The sequence below is a fragment of the Isoptericola sp. NPDC056618 genome (assembly GCF_042792715.1).
In the GTDB taxonomy this organism is placed as follows: Bacteria; Actinomycetota; Actinomycetes; order Actinomycetales; family Cellulomonadaceae; genus Isoptericola; species Isoptericola nanjingensis.
On the sequence record NZ_JBHTVZ010000026.1, the window covers coordinates 22,658 to 38,207 of the forward strand.

General features: G+C 75.0%; 18 protein-coding genes and 2 tRNA genes. 8 read left to right on the top strand and 12 right to left on the bottom strand.

Annotated features, from left to right (window positions below):
- Positions 1–194: 194 nt before the first annotated feature.
- On the bottom strand, positions 195–650 hold the full coding sequence (locus tag ACFQ8T_RS20470) for a VOC family protein (RefSeq protein ID WP_430548309.1): 456 nt from the start codon (positions 648–650) through the stop codon (positions 195–197).
- A 91-nt stretch (positions 651–741) separates the two neighbouring features.
- Between ACFQ8T_RS20470 and ACFQ8T_RS20475 the strand changes: the two genes are divergently transcribed.
- On the top strand, positions 742–1,686 hold the full coding sequence (locus ACFQ8T_RS20475) for a helix-turn-helix domain-containing protein (protein ID WP_430548310.1): 945 nt from the start codon (positions 742–744) through the stop codon (positions 1,684–1,686).
- A gap of 10 nt (positions 1,687–1,696) precedes the next feature.
- Positions 1,697–3,649 (top strand): DNA primase, encoded by a 1,953-nt coding sequence (gene dnaG / locus ACFQ8T_RS20480; protein WP_430548311.1) that lies wholly within the window; start codon positions 1,697–1,699, stop codon positions 3,647–3,649.
- 16 nt (positions 3,650–3,665) lie between these two features.
- On the opposite strand, the gene ACFQ8T_RS20485 is transcribed toward dnaG, so the two are convergent.
- The 3 genes from ACFQ8T_RS20485 to ACFQ8T_RS20495 form a co-directional block, all read right to left on the bottom strand.
- Positions 3,666–4,202 (bottom strand): GNAT family N-acetyltransferase, encoded by a 537-nt coding sequence (locus ACFQ8T_RS20485; RefSeq protein WP_430548312.1) that lies wholly within the window; start codon positions 4,200–4,202, stop codon positions 3,666–3,668.
- A gap of 38 nt (positions 4,203–4,240) precedes the next feature.
- Complete coding sequence (locus ACFQ8T_RS20490) at positions 4,241–5,041, bottom strand: alpha/beta hydrolase (RefSeq protein ID WP_430548313.1); 801 nt, start codon at positions 5,039–5,041, stop codon at positions 4,241–4,243.
- Positions 5,042–5,243: 202 nt separating this feature from the next.
- Entirely contained in the window at positions 5,244–5,882 is a 639-nt protein-coding gene (locus ACFQ8T_RS20495; protein WP_430548314.1) for a TetR/AcrR family transcriptional regulator, read from the bottom strand.
- Between the two features lie 66 nt (positions 5,883–5,948).
- On the opposite strand from ACFQ8T_RS20495, the gene ACFQ8T_RS20500 reads away from it, so the two are divergent.
- On the top strand, positions 5,949–7,136 hold the full coding sequence (locus ACFQ8T_RS20500) for an FAD-dependent monooxygenase (protein WP_430548315.1): 1,188 nt from the start codon (positions 5,949–5,951) through the stop codon (positions 7,134–7,136).
- A 4-nt stretch (positions 7,137–7,140) separates the two neighbouring features.
- Here ACFQ8T_RS20500 and ACFQ8T_RS20505 read toward each other — a convergent pair whose 3' ends face one another.
- Positions 7,141–8,589, bottom strand: coding sequence for an MDR family MFS transporter (locus tag ACFQ8T_RS20505; RefSeq protein WP_430548316.1), 1,449 nt, complete (start codon positions 8,587–8,589; stop codon positions 7,141–7,143).
- A gap of 99 nt (positions 8,590–8,688) precedes the next feature.
- Between ACFQ8T_RS20505 and ACFQ8T_RS20510 the strand changes: the two genes are divergently transcribed.
- Complete coding sequence (locus ACFQ8T_RS20510; RefSeq protein WP_430548317.1) at positions 8,689–9,657, top strand: nucleoside hydrolase; 969 nt, start codon at positions 8,689–8,691, stop codon at positions 9,655–9,657.
- A 55-nt stretch (positions 9,658–9,712) separates the two neighbouring features.
- On the opposite strand, the gene ACFQ8T_RS20515 is transcribed toward ACFQ8T_RS20510, so the two are convergent.
- Both ACFQ8T_RS20515 and ACFQ8T_RS20520 read right to left on the bottom strand, forming a co-directional pair.
- Positions 9,713–9,785, bottom strand: a tRNA-Asn gene (locus tag ACFQ8T_RS20515).
- Between the two features lie 52 nt (positions 9,786–9,837).
- A complete protein-coding gene (locus ACFQ8T_RS20520; protein WP_430548318.1) occupies positions 9,838–10,350 on the bottom strand; it encodes a hypothetical protein in 513 nt (170 codons plus the stop codon).
- 120 nt (positions 10,351–10,470) lie between these two features.
- Between ACFQ8T_RS20520 and ACFQ8T_RS20525 the strand changes: the two genes are divergently transcribed.
- A complete protein-coding gene (locus ACFQ8T_RS20525; RefSeq protein WP_430548319.1) occupies positions 10,471–11,136 on the top strand; it encodes a hypothetical protein in 666 nt (221 codons plus the stop codon).
- A gap of 12 nt (positions 11,137–11,148) precedes the next feature.
- On the opposite strand, the gene ACFQ8T_RS20530 is transcribed toward ACFQ8T_RS20525, so the two are convergent.
- The 4 genes from ACFQ8T_RS20530 to ACFQ8T_RS20545 all read right to left on the bottom strand — a co-directional run bounded on the left by ACFQ8T_RS20530 (position 11,149) and on the right by ACFQ8T_RS20545 (position 12,671).
- Positions 11,149–11,556, bottom strand: a complete 408-nt coding sequence (locus tag ACFQ8T_RS20530; protein ID WP_430548320.1) for a PLD nuclease N-terminal domain-containing protein — start codon at positions 11,554–11,556, stop codon at positions 11,149–11,151.
- 51 nt (positions 11,557–11,607) lie between these two features.
- Positions 11,608–12,069: an ATP-binding protein gene (locus ACFQ8T_RS20535; protein ID WP_430548321.1), complete on the bottom strand. Its 462-nt coding sequence runs from the start codon at positions 12,067–12,069 to the stop codon at positions 11,608–11,610.
- Positions 12,070–12,132: 63 nt separating this feature from the next.
- Positions 12,133–12,465 (bottom strand): STAS domain-containing protein, encoded by a 333-nt coding sequence (locus tag ACFQ8T_RS20540; RefSeq protein ID WP_430548322.1) that lies wholly within the window; start codon positions 12,463–12,465, stop codon positions 12,133–12,135.
- A gap of 132 nt (positions 12,466–12,597) precedes the next feature.
- Positions 12,598–12,671, bottom strand: a tRNA-Ile gene (locus ACFQ8T_RS20545).
- 68 nt (positions 12,672–12,739) lie between these two features.
- Here ACFQ8T_RS20545 and ACFQ8T_RS20550 point away from each other — a divergent pair.
- Positions 12,740–13,117, top strand: coding sequence for a DUF488 domain-containing protein (locus ACFQ8T_RS20550; protein WP_430548323.1), 378 nt, complete (start codon positions 12,740–12,742; stop codon positions 13,115–13,117).
- Here ACFQ8T_RS20550 and ACFQ8T_RS20555 read toward each other — a convergent pair.
- A complete protein-coding gene (locus tag ACFQ8T_RS20555; RefSeq protein WP_430548324.1) occupies positions 13,081–14,262 on the bottom strand; it encodes an acyltransferase family protein in 1,182 nt (393 codons plus the stop codon). The genes ACFQ8T_RS20550 and ACFQ8T_RS20555 overlap by 37 nt on opposite strands.
- 81 nt (positions 14,263–14,343) lie before the next feature.
- On the opposite strand from ACFQ8T_RS20555, the gene def reads away from it, so the two are divergent.
- Together def and ACFQ8T_RS20565 are read left to right on the top strand one after the other, a co-directional pair.
- Positions 14,344–14,829 carry a peptide deformylase gene (gene def / locus ACFQ8T_RS20560; protein WP_429764192.1) on the top strand — a complete coding sequence of 162 codons (486 nt, stop codon included), beginning with the start codon at positions 14,344–14,346 and terminating at the stop codon, positions 14,827–14,829.
- Positions 14,830–15,000: 171 nt separating this feature from the next.
- Positions 15,001–15,501, top strand: a complete 501-nt coding sequence (locus ACFQ8T_RS20565) for a DUF3145 domain-containing protein (protein WP_429732474.1) — start codon at positions 15,001–15,003, stop codon at positions 15,499–15,501.
- Positions 15,502–15,550: the final 49 nt, after the last annotated feature.

Here is a 15,550-nt window from a genome sequence, read left to right on the forward strand (position 1 = left end):
CGGCCGCGCTCGACCCCGCCCGGCCCCCCCCCCCCCCCCCCGCCCGGGCCCGCCCTTGCCCCCCCGCGGGGGCCCCCCCGGCCCCCCCCCCGGGGGGGCGGCGCGCCGCCCTCGACCAGGTCGCGTCGCTCACCGACGTCTCGGCCCTGCAGTGGCACGAGCGGCTCGTGCGGCAGGGCTGACGCCGGCGGTCGTCAGGACTGCTCGGCCATCCACGCGTCGCTGGCGCGCTGGACGTCCTCGGCCGTGACGTCGTCGGCCACCTGGGCGAAGAACCACCGGTGCCCGGCCGGGCAGCGCACGGCCGCCTGCCGGAAGCCCGGGAACCAGTCGCCGGGCTCCTGCGTGCTCGTCGCCCCCGCGGCGACCGCGCGGGCGTGCGCGGCGTCGGCGTCGTCGACGTAGACGGTGAACGAGCCGGTCGTGGCGCCGTCCGGCTCGGGCGCCACCGCGCCCTCGGCCGGGAACGCGGCGGCCACGGTGAACGTGGACGAGCCGGCGGCGGTGGAGATCCGCAGGTCGGAGTGGATGATCGCGTCGCCCGCGGTGATGGTGTCGATCACCTCGGCGCCCAGGCCGGCGACGTAGAAGTCGATGGCGGCGCGCGGGTCGGCGACCGTGAGGTTCGGGTGCAGCGGTGACAGGTCCATGGCTCTCCCTCCAGCGTGCGTCCGGGCGGTCCCGGCGTGCGTTCCCATGCTGGTGTCGGCAGGTGGGTGCAGTCTTGGAGGAATGCGACAGGTGTTCGAACAGCGCCCCACGGCGACCACCCGCGGGTTGGTCGACCCGGCCGCGGCCCGCGGCGGGTTCGCGCTCGTGCGCCTCGACCCGGCCCCCGACCTGGCGGACCTGGTGGAGCGGCACTGGGTGGTCCGCTGGGACCTGCCGCCCGGGGCCGAGTTCACGCAGGTCGTGATCCCGCACCCGAACGCCAACGTGGTGGCCGAGGTCGACGGGTTCGCCGTGCACGGGATCCCCGGCGGGCTGTTCTCGCGGACGCTGCGGGGGTCGGGCGCGGTGCTGGGCACCAAGCTGCGCCCGGGCGCGCTGCGGGTGCTGCTCGGAGCCCCGGACGTCCTGCGCCCGGGGCTCGTCGCGCCGGCCGCCGCCGCGCTGTCGGGCACGCGCGGACCGACCGCGCACGACGTCGAGTCCGCCGGCCGCCGGGCGGTCGACGCGGCGCGGGCGGGCGACGACGCCGCGGCGGTCGCGGCCGTCACCCCGGTGCTGCGGGCCGCGGCCGCCGGGCGCCGGACGCCGCGGTCGGCGCTCGCCCTCGACCGGGTCGCGCGCGTGCTCGGCGCGGTGGTCGCGGGGGAGCTGGGCCCGGACGCCGGGGTCGCGGACCTCGCGGACCTGGTGGGCACCACGCCCCGCTCGCTGCAGCGGCTCTTCGCCGACTGGGTCGGCGTCAGCCCCAAGTGGGTGCTGCAGCGCCACCGGGTCCACCTCGCCGCGGACCTGGTCGCCGCCGACCCCGGCCGCCCTCTCGCCGAGGTGGCCGCCGCCGTCGGCTACTACGACCAGGCGCACCTGAGCGCCGACTTCGCGCGCGCCCTCGGGACGCCGCCGGCCGCCTACGCCCGCCGGTGCGCCGCCTCCCGCGCAGCGCTCGCGGCGGCCCTCGATCCCGCCGCTCGCCCGGCCCCGGGGGCCGCCGACCTGGTCGCCGCCGGGCGCGCATAGACTCAGGGCCGTGGCGGGACTGATCAAGCGCGAGGACGTGGAGGCTGTACGCGAACGCGCACGGATCGAGGAGATCGTCTCCGCCCACGTCACCCTCAAGCCCGCCGGCGTCGGCTCCCTCAAGGGCCTCTGCCCCTTCCACGACGAGCGCACGCCGTCGTTCCACGTCCGGCCGGGCGTCGGGCGCTGGCACTGCTTCGGCTGCGGCGAGGGCGGCGACGTCATCTCGTTCGTCCAGAAGATCGACGGGATGGGGTTCACCGACGCCGTCGAGTTCCTCGCCGACCGCGCGGGCGTGCAGCTGCGCTACGAGGACTCCCGCACCGGCGCCGCCGCCGACCGCGGCCCGCGCGAGGAGCCGGGCAGGCGCCAGCGCCTGATCGAGGCGCACAAGGTGGCCGCCGAGTTCTACTCCGAGCAGCTCTTCGGCCCGGGGGCGCAGGCCGGGCGGGCGTTCCTCGCCGAGCGCAGCTTCGACCGCGCCGACGCCGAGCACTTCGGCGTGGGCTACGCCCCGACCGGCTGGGACGCGCTGCTGCGCCACCTGCAGGGGCGGGGCTTCACGCAGGCGGAGCTCGTCGCGTCCGGGCTGGTCAGCCAGGGCCAGCGCGGCATCTACGACCGGTTCCGCGGCCGCCTCGTGTGGCCCATCCGCGACGTCACGGGAGCGGTGATCGGCTTCGGCGCCCGCCGCCTGTACGACGACGACCAGGGGCCGAAGTACCTCAACACCCCCGAGACGTCGCTCTACAAGAAGTCCCAGGTCCTGTACGGGATCGACCTGGCCAAGAAGTCGATCGCGCAGGGCAAGCGCGTCGTGATCGTCGAGGGCTACACGGACGTCATGGCCGCCCACCTGTCCGGGGTGGACTCGGCGGTGGCGACCTGCGGCACCGCGTTCGGCGGCGACCACGCCAAGGTGGTGCGCCGGCTGCTCGGCGACACCACGGCCGGCGGCGGCCTGCAGCTCGCGTCGGGGGCCTCGCTGGGCGGCGAGGTCATCTTCACGTTCGACGGCGACGCCGCCGGGCAGAAGGCTGCCGTGCGCGCGTTCGGCGAGGACCAGCGGTTCCACGCCCAGACCTTCGTCGCCGTCGAGCCGGGCGGCATGGACCCGTGCGAGCTGCGCATGGCCCGCGGACCCGAGGCCGTGCGGGCGCTGGTCGACGGGCGCCAGCCGCTCTTCGAGTTCGTCATCCGCACCACGCTCGACACGTTCGACCTCGACACGGTCGAGGGGCGTGTCGGAGCCCTGCGCGCGGCCGCGCCGCTGGTCGCCGGGATCCGTGACCGGTCGATGCAGCTCGGGTACTCCCGCTCCCTCGCGCGCTGGATCGGCATCGACACGGAGGACGTCCGCCGCGAGGTCGCGCGGGCCGCGTCGACGCCGTCGCGCGGCGCGCAGGACCAGCGACAGGGCCAGCGCCGGGACGCGCGCCCCGAGCCCGAGGCCGCGCCCACGACGCCGGTGCTCGCCGCGCCCGACCCGCGCGACCCGGTGGCGCGGCTGGAGCGCCAGGCGCTGATCGTGGTCCTGCAGTACCCGCAGCACGTGCCGGCGTCGTTCGACGAGCTCGGGGAGGACGCGTTCGGCGTCCCCGCCTGGCGCGCGGTGCACGACGCCGTGCGCGCCGCGGGCGGGGTCGCGGCCGGCCGCGAGGTGGGCGGTGGTCGGTGGGTGGAGACCGTGACCGAGCAGGCGCCCGAGACGGTCGTGCCGCTGGTCACGGAGCTCGCGGTCGCGCCCGTGCCCGAGGACCGCGAGGCGGTCATCGGGGCGTACGTGGCCGACGTCGTGCGCGCTCTCGTGGACCTCGGCCTCACGCGCCGGATCGCGGACGCGAAGAGCCGCCTGCAGCGGCTCGACCAGGAGAAGGACCCGGCGGCCTACCAGCAGGCGTTCACCGATCTGCTCGCCATCGAGCAGCAGCGACGCACGCTGCGGGAGCGCAGCGAGTCCTGACGTCCTCCCCGGACGGTCACAGGCTCCTCGTCAGGAACAGCGAGTCGCCGTGGACGTCGTCCGGCTCCACGCGGCCGGACGCCACGAAGCCCACCTTGGCCAGCACCCGCAGGGAGGCGACGTTCCAGTCGCGCACGGTCGACCAGAGGCGCTGACGGCCCGACTCCCGCGCCCACCCGACGACGGCCTGCGCGGCCTCCGTCGCGTACCCGGCGCCCCAGGTGCGCCGGAGCAGCTCGTAGGCCACCTCCGGCTCGTGGGGCCCGACGGTTCCGGCGATCAGCCCGCAGTACCCGATCACGTCGCCCTCGCCCCGGCGCTCCACGGCCAGCAGCCCGAGCCCGGGAGCGCGGGTGCCGTCGCGGATCCACGCCGTCATCTCGTCGAGCGTGGGCCGGCCCGCCTCGTCGAGGCGGCGGTGCGGCGGGACGCGCGGGTCGCGCTCCTCCCACAACCGGCGCTGGACGATCGCCTCCGGGACGCGCCAGGGCCGCAGCGTGAGGCGTGCGGTCTCGAGCACGGTCTCCGGCCCCCGCGCCGACAGGACTCCCATCCGCCGACCCTAGCGGCCGGCGGACGGGAGCCCGGACGTCAGCTCAGGTGCCGGGCGAAGAACCGCCCCGCGTCGTCGCCGGCGTACGCCGGGACGCCGGTGTGGCCGCCCAGGTTGGCCTGCAGCGTCTTCTCCGTCGAGCCGAAGGCGTCGAACAGGTCCAGGGCCGCCTGGCGGTCGTTGCCCTCGTCGTCCCACTGCAGCAGCACGTGCACGGGGATCGTGACGCGGCGGGCCTCCTCGAACGTGGCCCGGGGCACGTAGCTCCCGGCGAAGAGCCCGGCGGCGACGACGCGGGGCTCGACCACCGCCAGCCGGACGCCGACGGCGATCACGCCGCCCGAGTACCCGACGGGCCCGTCGAGCTCGGGCAGGGCGAGGAGCGCGTCGAGGGCGGACCGCCATTCCGGGACCGCCTGGTCGACCAGCGGGAGGACCAGCCGGTCGACGACGTCGTCGGGCACCGGCTCGCCGGCGGTGAGGGCCGTCCGCAGGTCCGCGCGCGCCTGGTCGGCGCCGGGGAGCGGCGGCCGGCCGCCGCTGCCGGGTCCCTCCAGGGCGGCCGTCGCGATGCCGTCGGAGGCGGCGTGCCGGGCGCGACCCACCAGCCGGGGGTACATCCGGTCCATGCCGAGGCCGCCGGGCTGACCGAGCAGGATCAGGGGAGCGGGGTCCGACGGCGAGGCGGACGGCGGCGTCCAGAGGATGCCGGGGATCCTGGGGTCGTCGCCGAGGGTGAAGCGGCGCTCGAGGACGCCGTCGTCGAGCTGCTGCTCGGCGGTGAAGGTCAGGGTGGGGCGCGGTGTCGAGCCCGGTGTCGAGCTGGGTCGGGTGGTCATGGTCGTGCCTCTCGGGAGTGCTGAGCGAACGGCGCTCCCGGACGACCTATCGCCCGACCATGACTCCGCGGAGGAGCACCTGTGTCGATACGTTCACGGGTACCACCTCCTTGCTCTGTCTCGCACGGCCTCGGCGAGGCTAGCAGCGGGCGCGCGGCCCCCTCAACGAGTTTTTCGGTCACCGTCACCGTCTCGGGCGCGGTCAGCCGGCCGGCGCGAGGCTGCCGTGCACCATGGCGCGGGCCAGCCGCCGGGTGGTGGCGGCGTCGACGGGGACGGCGCCGGTGACCAGCGTGAGCAGCGCCCCGCCGTACAGCAGGATCAGCGTGGGCACCGCCGCCGGGTCGACGTCGAGGCCGGTGTCCGCGTGCATCGCGGCGGTGAGGTCGGATGCCTGGGTCGCCAGCCCGGCGAGAGCGGCGGCGAGCGCGGGCCGACGGCGGGCCTCCAGCTGCAGCTCGGCGATCGCGAGGTAGCGGTCGCGGTGGCGGGTCGCGGCGTCGAGCAGCGACGCGGCGATGAGGTCGGTCGTCCGCTCGAGCGTCTCGGCCCGGGCAGCGGTTTCGTCCCGGTGGGCGGCGCGGCCGGCGCCCAGCGGCGCGGCGGCGACGGACGCCTCCGTCGCGGCCCGGGCGTCCGCGAGGTGCAGCTCCACGATCCGCTCCGCGGTGGCGACCAGCAGCTCCTCGCGGCCGCGGAAGTAGTTCGCGGCGGTGCCGGCCGGAAGGCCGGCGGCGCGCTCGACCGAGCGGTGGCTGACGCCGTGCACGCCCGCGTCGACGAGCAGCGCGACGGCGGCGTCGGTGAGGGCGCGGCGTCGCTCGGGGTTGGTCCGGGGCACGGGCGCCAGTATGGCAAGATCGATACCACCACGCACGTAGTGGTATCGACGAGCGGCGGAGGACGCATGGCAGGGACGGCGGTCGTGGTCGGCGGCGGCATCGGTGGGCTCGCGTCGGCCGTCGCGCTGGCGGAGGCGGGCTGGGCCACGACCGTGCTCGAGCGGGCGCGCCGGCTGGGCGAGGTGGGTGCGGGGGTGGCGCTCACCCCGAACGCGGTCGCCGCGCTCGGCGGCCTGGGGTTCGACGACGACGCGGTCGCGGGCCTCGGCCCGCGCACCTGGGCCACCGGTACCCGGGACCGGCACGGCCGGCCGATCCTGCGCCTGCCCGACGACCCCGACCTGCGTGCGACCACCGCCCTGCGCGGCGTCCACCGCGCGCGACTGCACGGCGCGCTGCTCGAGCGAGCCCGCGCCCTGGGCGTCGAGGTCGTCACGGACGCCCGCGTCACGACCGTCGTCGCGGGCGTCCCGGGCGGTGCGCGCGCCGTCGTGCACCACGCGGACGGTGCGGGCGCGGAGCGGGAGCGCGAGGCCGACCTCGTCGTCGGCGCGGACGGCGTGCGCAGCGCCGTGCGCGCCGCGCTCTACCCGGGCAGCCGCCCCGCGTACTCGGGGTTCTCGAGCTGGCGCGCGGTCGTGCCGGGCCTGGCGGCCGAGCCGGGCCTGCTGCAGTACTGGGGCCCGGACGCCGAGTTCGGCACGATGCCCGTGTCCGGCGGCGCGACCTACTGGTACGGGTACGTGCGCATGCCGGAGGGCGCGCGGCTGGACGACGAGCACGGCGCAGCCACGGACCGGTTCGCGGGCTGGACCGACGAGGTGCGGCAGGTGATCTCCGCGACGCCGCCGGAGGCCGTGATCCGGCACGACGTCCTGCACCTGCCCGGAGGGCTGCCGTGCTACGTGCGGGGGCGCGTCGTCATGGTCGGCGACGCGGCGCACGCGACGGTCCCGACCATGGGGCAGGGCGCAGCCACCGCCCTCGAGGACGGCGTGTGCGTGGGCCGGATCGTGGCGGCCGGGGTCGCGTCGGGGCAGCCGCTCGGCGATGCGCTCGCGGCCTACGACGCCGCCCGCCGGCCGAGGTGCCGGGCGCTCGCCCGCGCGTCGGTGGCCAGCGGCCGGTTCGGCTCCCACCTGGGCCCGCGCGGTCAGGCGCTGCGCAACGCGGTGATGCGGCGCGTGCCGGCCGCCGCCGTCACCCGAGGCGCGCGCGCCGTCATGGGCTGGACGCCGCCCGCCCTGCCCTGAGGGGTCAGGCCGTCGCCCCGGTGCGGGCGCGGCGCTCGCGGGCCTCCTGGAGGTCGGCGGGCATGAGCGCGGCGAGCACGACCAGCACCACGGCCACGGCCACCAGGAGCACGAAGACGAGGTGGATCGCGGACATCAGGCCCGGGCCCACCGGCGTGCCGTCCGGGCCGAGGGTCGTGCGCGCGTTGACGATCGCGCCGCAGACGGCGACGCCCACCGCGGAGCCGAGGGAGCGGGCGAACATGTTGGTGCCCGTCACCGCGCCGCGCTCGGTGAACGACGCCTGCGACTGCGCGGCGATGAGCGTCGGTACGGCGGTGAGGCCCATGCCCGCGCCGATGACGAAGCACGCGCCCGCGACGGCGACCACCGACGAGCCGGACGCGAGCAGCAGCGTGAGCGCCGTGCCCACCACGACGAGCGACGTGCCGATCATCGCCGTGTACCGGAAGCCGATGCGCAGGTAGAGGCGGCCGGCGTTGGATGCGGACAGCGGCCAGCCCACGGTCATCGCGGCGAGCGCGAAGCCGGCGACGAGCGGGCCGGTGCCCAGCACGCCCTGGGCGTAGATCGGCACGTACGTCGACAGGCCGAGCACGACGACGCCCACGAGCAGCGAGACCGTGGTCGACACGCCCACCACCCGGCGGCGCAGGATGGCGAGGTCCACGATCGGGTGCCTCGTGCGGCGCGCCTGCACGGCGAACGCGGCGAGCAGCAGCACCGCGACGGAGAAGACCACGACCGACGGCAGCGAGCCCCAGCCCCACCGTGTGCCGCCCTCGAGGAGGCCGAGCAGCAGCATCGTGCTGCCGCCCGCGAGGAGCGCGGCGCCGAGGTAGTCGATCGGCTCGCGCTCGCCGGTGCGCGGGGCCTCGCGGTACCGGCGAGCCAGCATCCAGGCGGCGAGCGCGCACAGCGGGATGTTCACCCAGAAGATCCAGCGCCAGCTCGTGAACTGGGAGAACACGCCGCCGAGGGTCGGCCCGACGACGGCGGAGATCGCCCACACGGACGCGAGGTAGCCCTGGGTCTTCGCCCGCTCCTCCAGCGTGTAGATGTCCGCGGCGATCGTCATCGACACCGGCATGACGGCGCCCGCGCCGAGCCCCTGCACCACGCGCCCGGCGATCAGCACGCCCATCGTCGGGGCCGCACCGGCGAGCACCGACCCCGCGAAGAACAGCGCGACACCGACGAGCATCAGTCGCTTGCGGCCGAGCACGTCGGCCAGCCGCCCGAACACCGGGGTGCTCACGGCCTGGGCGAGCAGGTACGTGGAGAACAGCCAGGGCAGCTGGTCGAACCCGCCCAGCTCTCGCGCGATGGTCGCCGACGCGGTGGCGATGATCGTGGCGTCGAGCGCGACGAGCGCCGTCGAGAGCATCAGGGACAGCAGGATGGGGCCGCGCTCGGAGCGCAGGCCGACAGAGGCATGACCGGTCGTGGGCACGTGAGGCACAAGTCCGCAGGCCGTGGCGGGTATTCCCGGTGCCCGCCGGTCGGCTGCGAGAGACTGGGGGCGCATCCCCACGACCACGAAGGACGACCCGTGACCCTGCCCGGCCTCTCCGCCGCCCCGCTGTACCTCGACTGCGACACCGGTGTCGACGACTCGCTCGCCCTCGCCTACCTGCTCGCCTCGCCCGAGGCCGACCTGGTCGGCGTCGGGAGCGTCAGCGGCAACATCGACGCCCGGCAGGGCGCCGTCAACACGCTCGACCTGCTGGCGCTCGCGGGCCGGCCCGACGTCCCGGTCGCCGTGGGAGCCCATGACCCGCTGGCGGGCAGCTACGACGGCGGCGCGCCGTCGGTGCACGGCCGCAACGGCGTGGGCGACGTCGCGCTGCCGCCGTCCGGGCGGGAGGTCGCGGCGGAGTCGGCCGTCGAGCTGCTGCTCCGCCTGTCGCACGAGCACGCCGGCGCCCTGCGCGTCGTCGCCGTCGGCCCGCTCACCAACCTCGCCCTCGCGCTCCGCGCCGACCCGACGCTCCCGGCGCGCGTCCGGGACCTGACGATCATGGGCGGGGCGGCCCTGCACCCGGGGAACGTGACGCCGGTCGCCGAGGCGAACATCGCGAAGGACCCGGAGGCGGCCGCCGAGGTGCTCGCGGCCGACTGGGACGTCACCCTCGTGCCGCTCGACGTCACGATGGTCGACGTGCTCGAGGAGTCCGACCGCAAGGCCCTGCTCGAAGCGGGCACGGCGCTGGCCCCGTGGCTGGGGGAGGTGCTCGACGTGTACTTCGGCTTCCACGTGGACACGTTCGGCCGTCGCTGCTCGGCCCTGCACGACCCGCTGGCCGCCGCGATCGCGACCGGCGGCGTGACGCCGACCCTCGCGCCGCGCGTCCCGGTCGTCGTCGACGCCACCGCCGGCCCCGGCCGCGGCCAGACGGTGTGCGACCTGCGCGGCCGGTACGCCGGCTACCCCGACGTGCCCGGGGCGCGCACCCGCGTGGTCCTCGCCACCGACGCGCCGCTCACCCCGCACCTGATGGAGCGCCTGGTGACCCTCTGACCGGGCACGACGAAGGCCCCTGTCCTGCGCTGCAGGTCAGGGGCCTTTCTCGATGCTCCCGCGGTTGGACTTGAACCAACGACCGTCCGATTAACAGTCGGATGCTCTGCCAGCTGAGCTACGCGGGATCGCGTGGTCGTCCGGCCGGTGGCCTTCGAACCGGGAAGAACACTACCAGGCTCACACGGGTAGTCCGGACGCTCCCCGCACCCTGGACTCCGTGGCGTCCACCACTCGGGCGACGCGCGGGTCATCGAGATCGACGCCCTGCCCTGCGATCGCCTGCGAGAAGAGCTCGCCGTCCGCCGTCCGCCGGACGGCGACCTTCACGTCGCCGCCGGGTACCACCACCGTCTCGGCCAGCACGACCGACCACTGGACCCGCTCCCGCAGGGCCTGGGGGAACGACGTGCGCTCCGCGTCCACGAGCCGCAGCACGGTGTCCGGGGCGGCGTCCACCCATTCGATCGCCAGCTCGGACCGCTCGGGGTCGAACACGCCGCGGTCGACGTCGCACCACGGGCGCCGCGTCACGACGTCCCCGACGCCGGGTCCGACGACGACCAGGTCCGCCGTCGTCGCCACCGCCCACCGGTCGTCGGGGAGCTGCGCGGACGCGAGGACGCGCTCCCCGCGTGCCAGGGGGAGCCCTCGTCGGAGGTCGTCGGGCAGGGGGGAGCGGCGGAACCACATGGCGACACCGTACCGACTGCGCCGGGCGCGACCGGGCGGGTCGGGCCGCGTCGGGTCAGGTGGGGCAGGATGTGGGCATGCAGACACCCCGGCCTGCCGCCCTCGTGGTGACGTCCCACCGTGGTTGACCTCACTGAGCCGCCGGCGCAGTCCGCGCGGGGCCGCGCAGGCGTGGAGTGGGGCCGGGTCCTCGCCCTGCTGGGCGTCGCGGCGGTGGCCCTCGCGGCGGTGCCCTTCGTGTCGTACCTCTTCCTCGGCGGCGTCTTCGGGGGCGACGGTGGGTACGCGCTGGTCCTGGTGCCGGTCGTCGTGGCGGCCGCGCTCGGCGGACTCGTCATGGGGCGGCAGGGGAGGGCCGGGGTGGTGCTCGGCGCGGCCGGCCCGGTCGCGGCGATCGTGACCTGCGGCGCGTACTTCCTCGCGACGTCGCGGGAGCCGATGGTGGCCGTGGGCTGGATCGCCGTGGCGGTCGGCCCCCTCGCCGCGGCGATCGCGGCGCTCGGTCTGCCCGGCCGCTGGCGGCTCGCGGGGCTGGTCGTCCTGGTCCTCACCCTCGGCGCCGGGGCGACGCTCCACCACGCCGGCGAGACAGAGCGCGAGGACGCCGCGCTCGCCCGGCTGACCCTGCCGTACGTCCTCGACGACCCCGACCTCGTCATGTACGACGCGCAGGTCGGGGAGACGTACTCCACCGTCTCCTACGCCGGGCCCGGCTATACCTACCGTCGTGCCGATGTCCGACGAGGACCTCCGCCGCTGGGCGGACTGACCGTCCCGGGCCGGTGAGTGCCGGGGTCGTCAGTCCCTGGCGTCCTGCACGTCGTCCTCGGGCCTCGGTGCCGCGTCCTGCGCACGCTGCTCGCGCTTGAGCCGCGCCTGCTCCAGCAGCCAGCGCATCTCCGGGTCGTCGTCGGAGTCGGCGGCGGCGGTCTCGTCCGTCTCCCAGGTGCGCCGCCGCCCCGGGTACCGGGCCGGCGGCACGGGCCCGGCGGGGTACCCGGTCCGCGGCGCGGGCCGGCGGTTCGCCCGGGCGCGCCGGCTCACGACGATCCACGCGATCGACCCGGCGAACGGGAGCAGCAGGATGATGAGGATCCAGAATCCCTTCTGGATGCCACCGCCGTCCTCCTCGTCGGACTGGACGACGTCCACGAGGGCGTAGACGACGAGCGCGAGGTAGGCCAGCATCGGCAGCACGCGGAGCATGGCCCTGGAGAATAGCGGCTCGAGTGCGCCTCGTCACCGCCTCTTCGCAGGTCAGCCGGGGTGGTTCAAGGGAAAGGACGCCCACACGTGCTTTGCCGGGCCGGAGGTGTACCACCCCACGCGCGCCGACAGGCGTTCCGCGATGAGGAGGCCGAGCCCGCCGTGGCCCGGGGGGCGGTCGCCGTCGACGGTCGGCACCCCGGCGACGTCGTGGTCGACGACGTCGAGGAGCCAGGTGTGCTCGTCACGCAGCAGGCGGACGACGGTCGGCGGAAGGCCGTGCAGGAGGGCGTTCGTCGCCAGCTCGGAGGCGATCAGGACGATCTTCTCCGCGGTGTCGTGCATCGCGGTGGCTCCGTCGCCGGACGGGCCGACGATGCGGGCGAGGGCGGACCGTAGCCGGCTGAGCTCCTCGGAGTCGGCGAGGACCCATTCCGCGACCGGTGCGTACCCCGGTGGGGGCGGTGCCATCGGCACGCCGGACACGACGGACGGGATGACGGTGTCGTCCAAGGGTTCTCCTCCAGAGGTCAGCGCAAGGTCAGGCGGCCGCCGGGTGAGGGGCGGCGGGAAGGGTCAGGCGTCGTCGTCCCCGGAGGCCGGCGTGCTGTCGGCCTCGGCGAACCGGACCGTGTGCTCGAGACCGGTGAGGGTGATGACGTCGCGGACGGCGGCCGGGGCGCCGACGAGCAGCGGTCCCTCGTCCGCGGTCCCTCCGAGCAGGAGGAGCCGCAGGCCGGAGGAGTCGAGGAAGGTGACCCGGCGGAGGTCGATCGTCTTGGGCCGTCCGTCCAGGGACGCCTTGAGCGTGTCGCCGACGTCCTGGGCGACGGCGACGTCGACCTCACCCCAGACGATCCAGGTCCTGCCACCGTCCTCGAGGGCTGCTCCACCCGAGCTGATACTCACGCATCCACCTTCGTCGGTCTGTCGTCGGCGTCGCCGCCTCGTGGTCCTTCCCGCTCGTGCAGAGCCGAGCAGGCACCGTGCGGGCCACGGGCCGGCACCCACCACCGTGGGCGCTGTCCCGGGCACTCGGAGTGCCCCGTGCCGGGCTTGAACCGGCGACCGATCGATTATGAGTCGACTGCTCTGACCAGCTGAGCTAACGGGGCGCGCGGCGAGCATACCGGCGCGGTGGCTCGGGCGTGCGGTGGGCCACGTGCCGCGGTGTCATGGGGAAGTGACCATCACCGTGAAGCGCGTGTACGAGGAGCCGGCCCCGGACGACGGCGCCCGGGTCCTCGTGGACCGGCTCTGGCCGCGCGGGATCTCCAAGGAGCACGCCCATCTCGACCGCTGGTGCAAGGAGGTCGCGCCGTCGACTGGCCTGCGCACCTGGTTCCACCACGACCCGCACCGGTTCGAGGAGTTCGAGCGCCGCTACCGCGCCGAGCTCGCGGGCAACCCGGAGGTTCCCGAGCTGGCGGCGCTCGGCGCGGGGGACCGGCGCCTGACGCTGGTCTACTCGGCGCGCGACACGGAGCACAACCAGGCGTTGGTGCTGCGCGACGTGCTGGAGGCCTACCTGGACGAGACCGGTTCCGCCTCGGGGGCCTGAGCGCGGGTCGCTCTGGCCGGCCCGTGGCCGAGGGCGCGTCCGGCGCGTTCGAGGTCGCGCGCGACGGCGCGCTTCAGGCGCGGGCCGAACGGCCGCTCCACGAACCGGTGCACGAGGTAGGCGGCGGCGAGCATGATGACGGTGACGACGGCGAACGTCACGGCCGCCGGTGCGTGCGGGCTCGCCTTGCCGATGAGCCACTGGCCCCACGAGGAGTGCAGGAGGTACAGCGGGTACGTCAGGGCGCCGACGAGGGTGAGCCACTTCCATGACAGCCGGTCGAGGCGGGTGAGCGACACCAGCGCGACCAGGGCGAAACAGACGAGGATGGCGACCCAGGAGGCCTGGGCGCCGATGGTGACGTCGGTGCTGTGGGCGATCCGCAACGCCTGGCTGTGACCGGAGATCACGCCGGCCAGGGCGATGTTGAGCGTGAGCACGAGCCACAGCACCAGCGAGCGACGCTCCTTGGTCAGCAGGTAGAGCATCATGCCCCCGGCGAACAGCGGGGCGTCGGTGCCCACCAGCACGGTGATCCAGAGCGTGCTGCCCGACTGGACCGCCACCGCCGCGAGCACGGGCCACACGGCGGCGAAGGCCACGAGCCGGTTGCGGGTCATCCCGAAGGCGAGCAGCACGCCGATGAGGAGGTAGAAGCGCAGCTCGGCCCACAGGGTCCAGTAGACGGACTCGATGTCCTGCACCCCGAACGCGCGCTGGACCATCGTGAGGTTCGCCGCCGTCTCGGGGATGTCGACCTCCTTGTGGCCGGGTGCGACGACCACGAGCAGCAGCACGACTGCGGCCACGGACAGCCAGTAGGCCGGGAAGAGTCGGCCCACGCGCGAGGCGGCGAAGGACCGGACGCCGCGGCCCCAGGCGGACATGAGGATGACGAAGCCGCTGACCACGAAGAAGAGCTGGACCCCGAAGGACCCGAAGACGGCGACGGGCTGGAGGTTCGGGAACGCCTCGTCGGTGCGCGGGCCCCAGGCCGAGTGGTTGACGGCGAGGTAGTGGTAGGCGAGCACGGCCATGGCCGCGACGAACCGCATCCCGTCCAGAGCGGCGAGACGCGGGCGTCCCGCAGCGGGGGCGGCCGCCCGTCCCGGTTCGAGGGCGAGGGGCGTGGTTGACTCGGTCATCGGTCGTAGCATCGCTCGGCACGTTACCAAACCGTGATAATCGGCGCCTCCACCGGCTCACGACGTGGGAGAATGCGGGCCATGGCGATGCGAGAGATCCGGGTGCTGCCCGACCCCGTGCTGCGCACACCCTGCGACGAGATCACCACCGTGGACGATCGTGTCCGCTCCCTCGTGGAGGACCTCGTCGAGACCGTCGACGCCGACGGACGGGCGGGCCTCGCGGCCAACCAGATCGGCGTGAGCCTGCGGGCGTTCTCCTGGAACGTCGACGACGAGATCGGCTACGTCCTCAACCCGCGGATCGTGGACCTCTCGGAGGAGACCCAGGACGGCGACGAGGGCTGCCTGTCGGTGCCGGGGCTCTGGTACCCGACCACCCGCGCGTGGTACGCCCGGGTCGTCGGCATGGACGTCGACGGCAACGAGCTCGTGGTCGAGGGCACCGGCCTCATGGCGCGCTGCCTGCAGCACGAGTGCGACCACCTGGACGGCAAGCTCTACCTGGACCGCCTCGAGCGCACGGCGCGCAAGAAGGCCATGCGGGAGCTGCGCGAGCGCCTCTGAGTTCCTCAAGGGGTGCTCAAGAGGAAGCGTGAAGTCTGCGTTTCCTCTCGCACCCTCGCCCGCCATCGGGCAGGATGTGTCAAGACGACACACCGTCAGAGCTCGCCGACCAGCAGGCCTACCGGTTCGAGGACGTAGGGGAAGACGGACCTCGGAACCAGGGAGGACAACATGGCTGGTGCGATCACTCGCGGTGTGCTGTTCGTGCACTCGGCACCCCGTGCGCTCTGCCCTCACCTCGAGTGGGCGGCGGGCAACGTGCTCGGGGGACGCGTGTCGCTGGACTGGACTGCCCAGCCGGCGGGGCGCGGACTTTACCGTGCCGAGTACTCGTGGCAGGGCGCCCAGGGAACGGGCGCCCGGCTGGCCTCTGCCCTGCGGGGCTGGGACCACCTGCGCTACGAGGTGACGGAGGAGGCGAGCCACGGCGCCGACGGCGCGCGGTGGTCGCACACTCCCGACCTCGGCATCTTCCACGCCATGACCGACGTGCACGGCAACGTCGTCGTCCCGGAGGATCGTGTCCGGGCCGCGATGGAGTCCGCGCACGACGGCCGCGGTGTGCGCGAGGCGCTCGATCTCGCCCTCGGCACCGCCTGGGACGACGAGCTCGAGCCCTTCCGCTACGCCGGCGCCGGCGCTCCCGTGCGCTGGCTGCACCGCGTGGGCTGAGCGGAGCCACGACACGCACGACGACGCCCCGCCACCTCCTGCGAGGCTG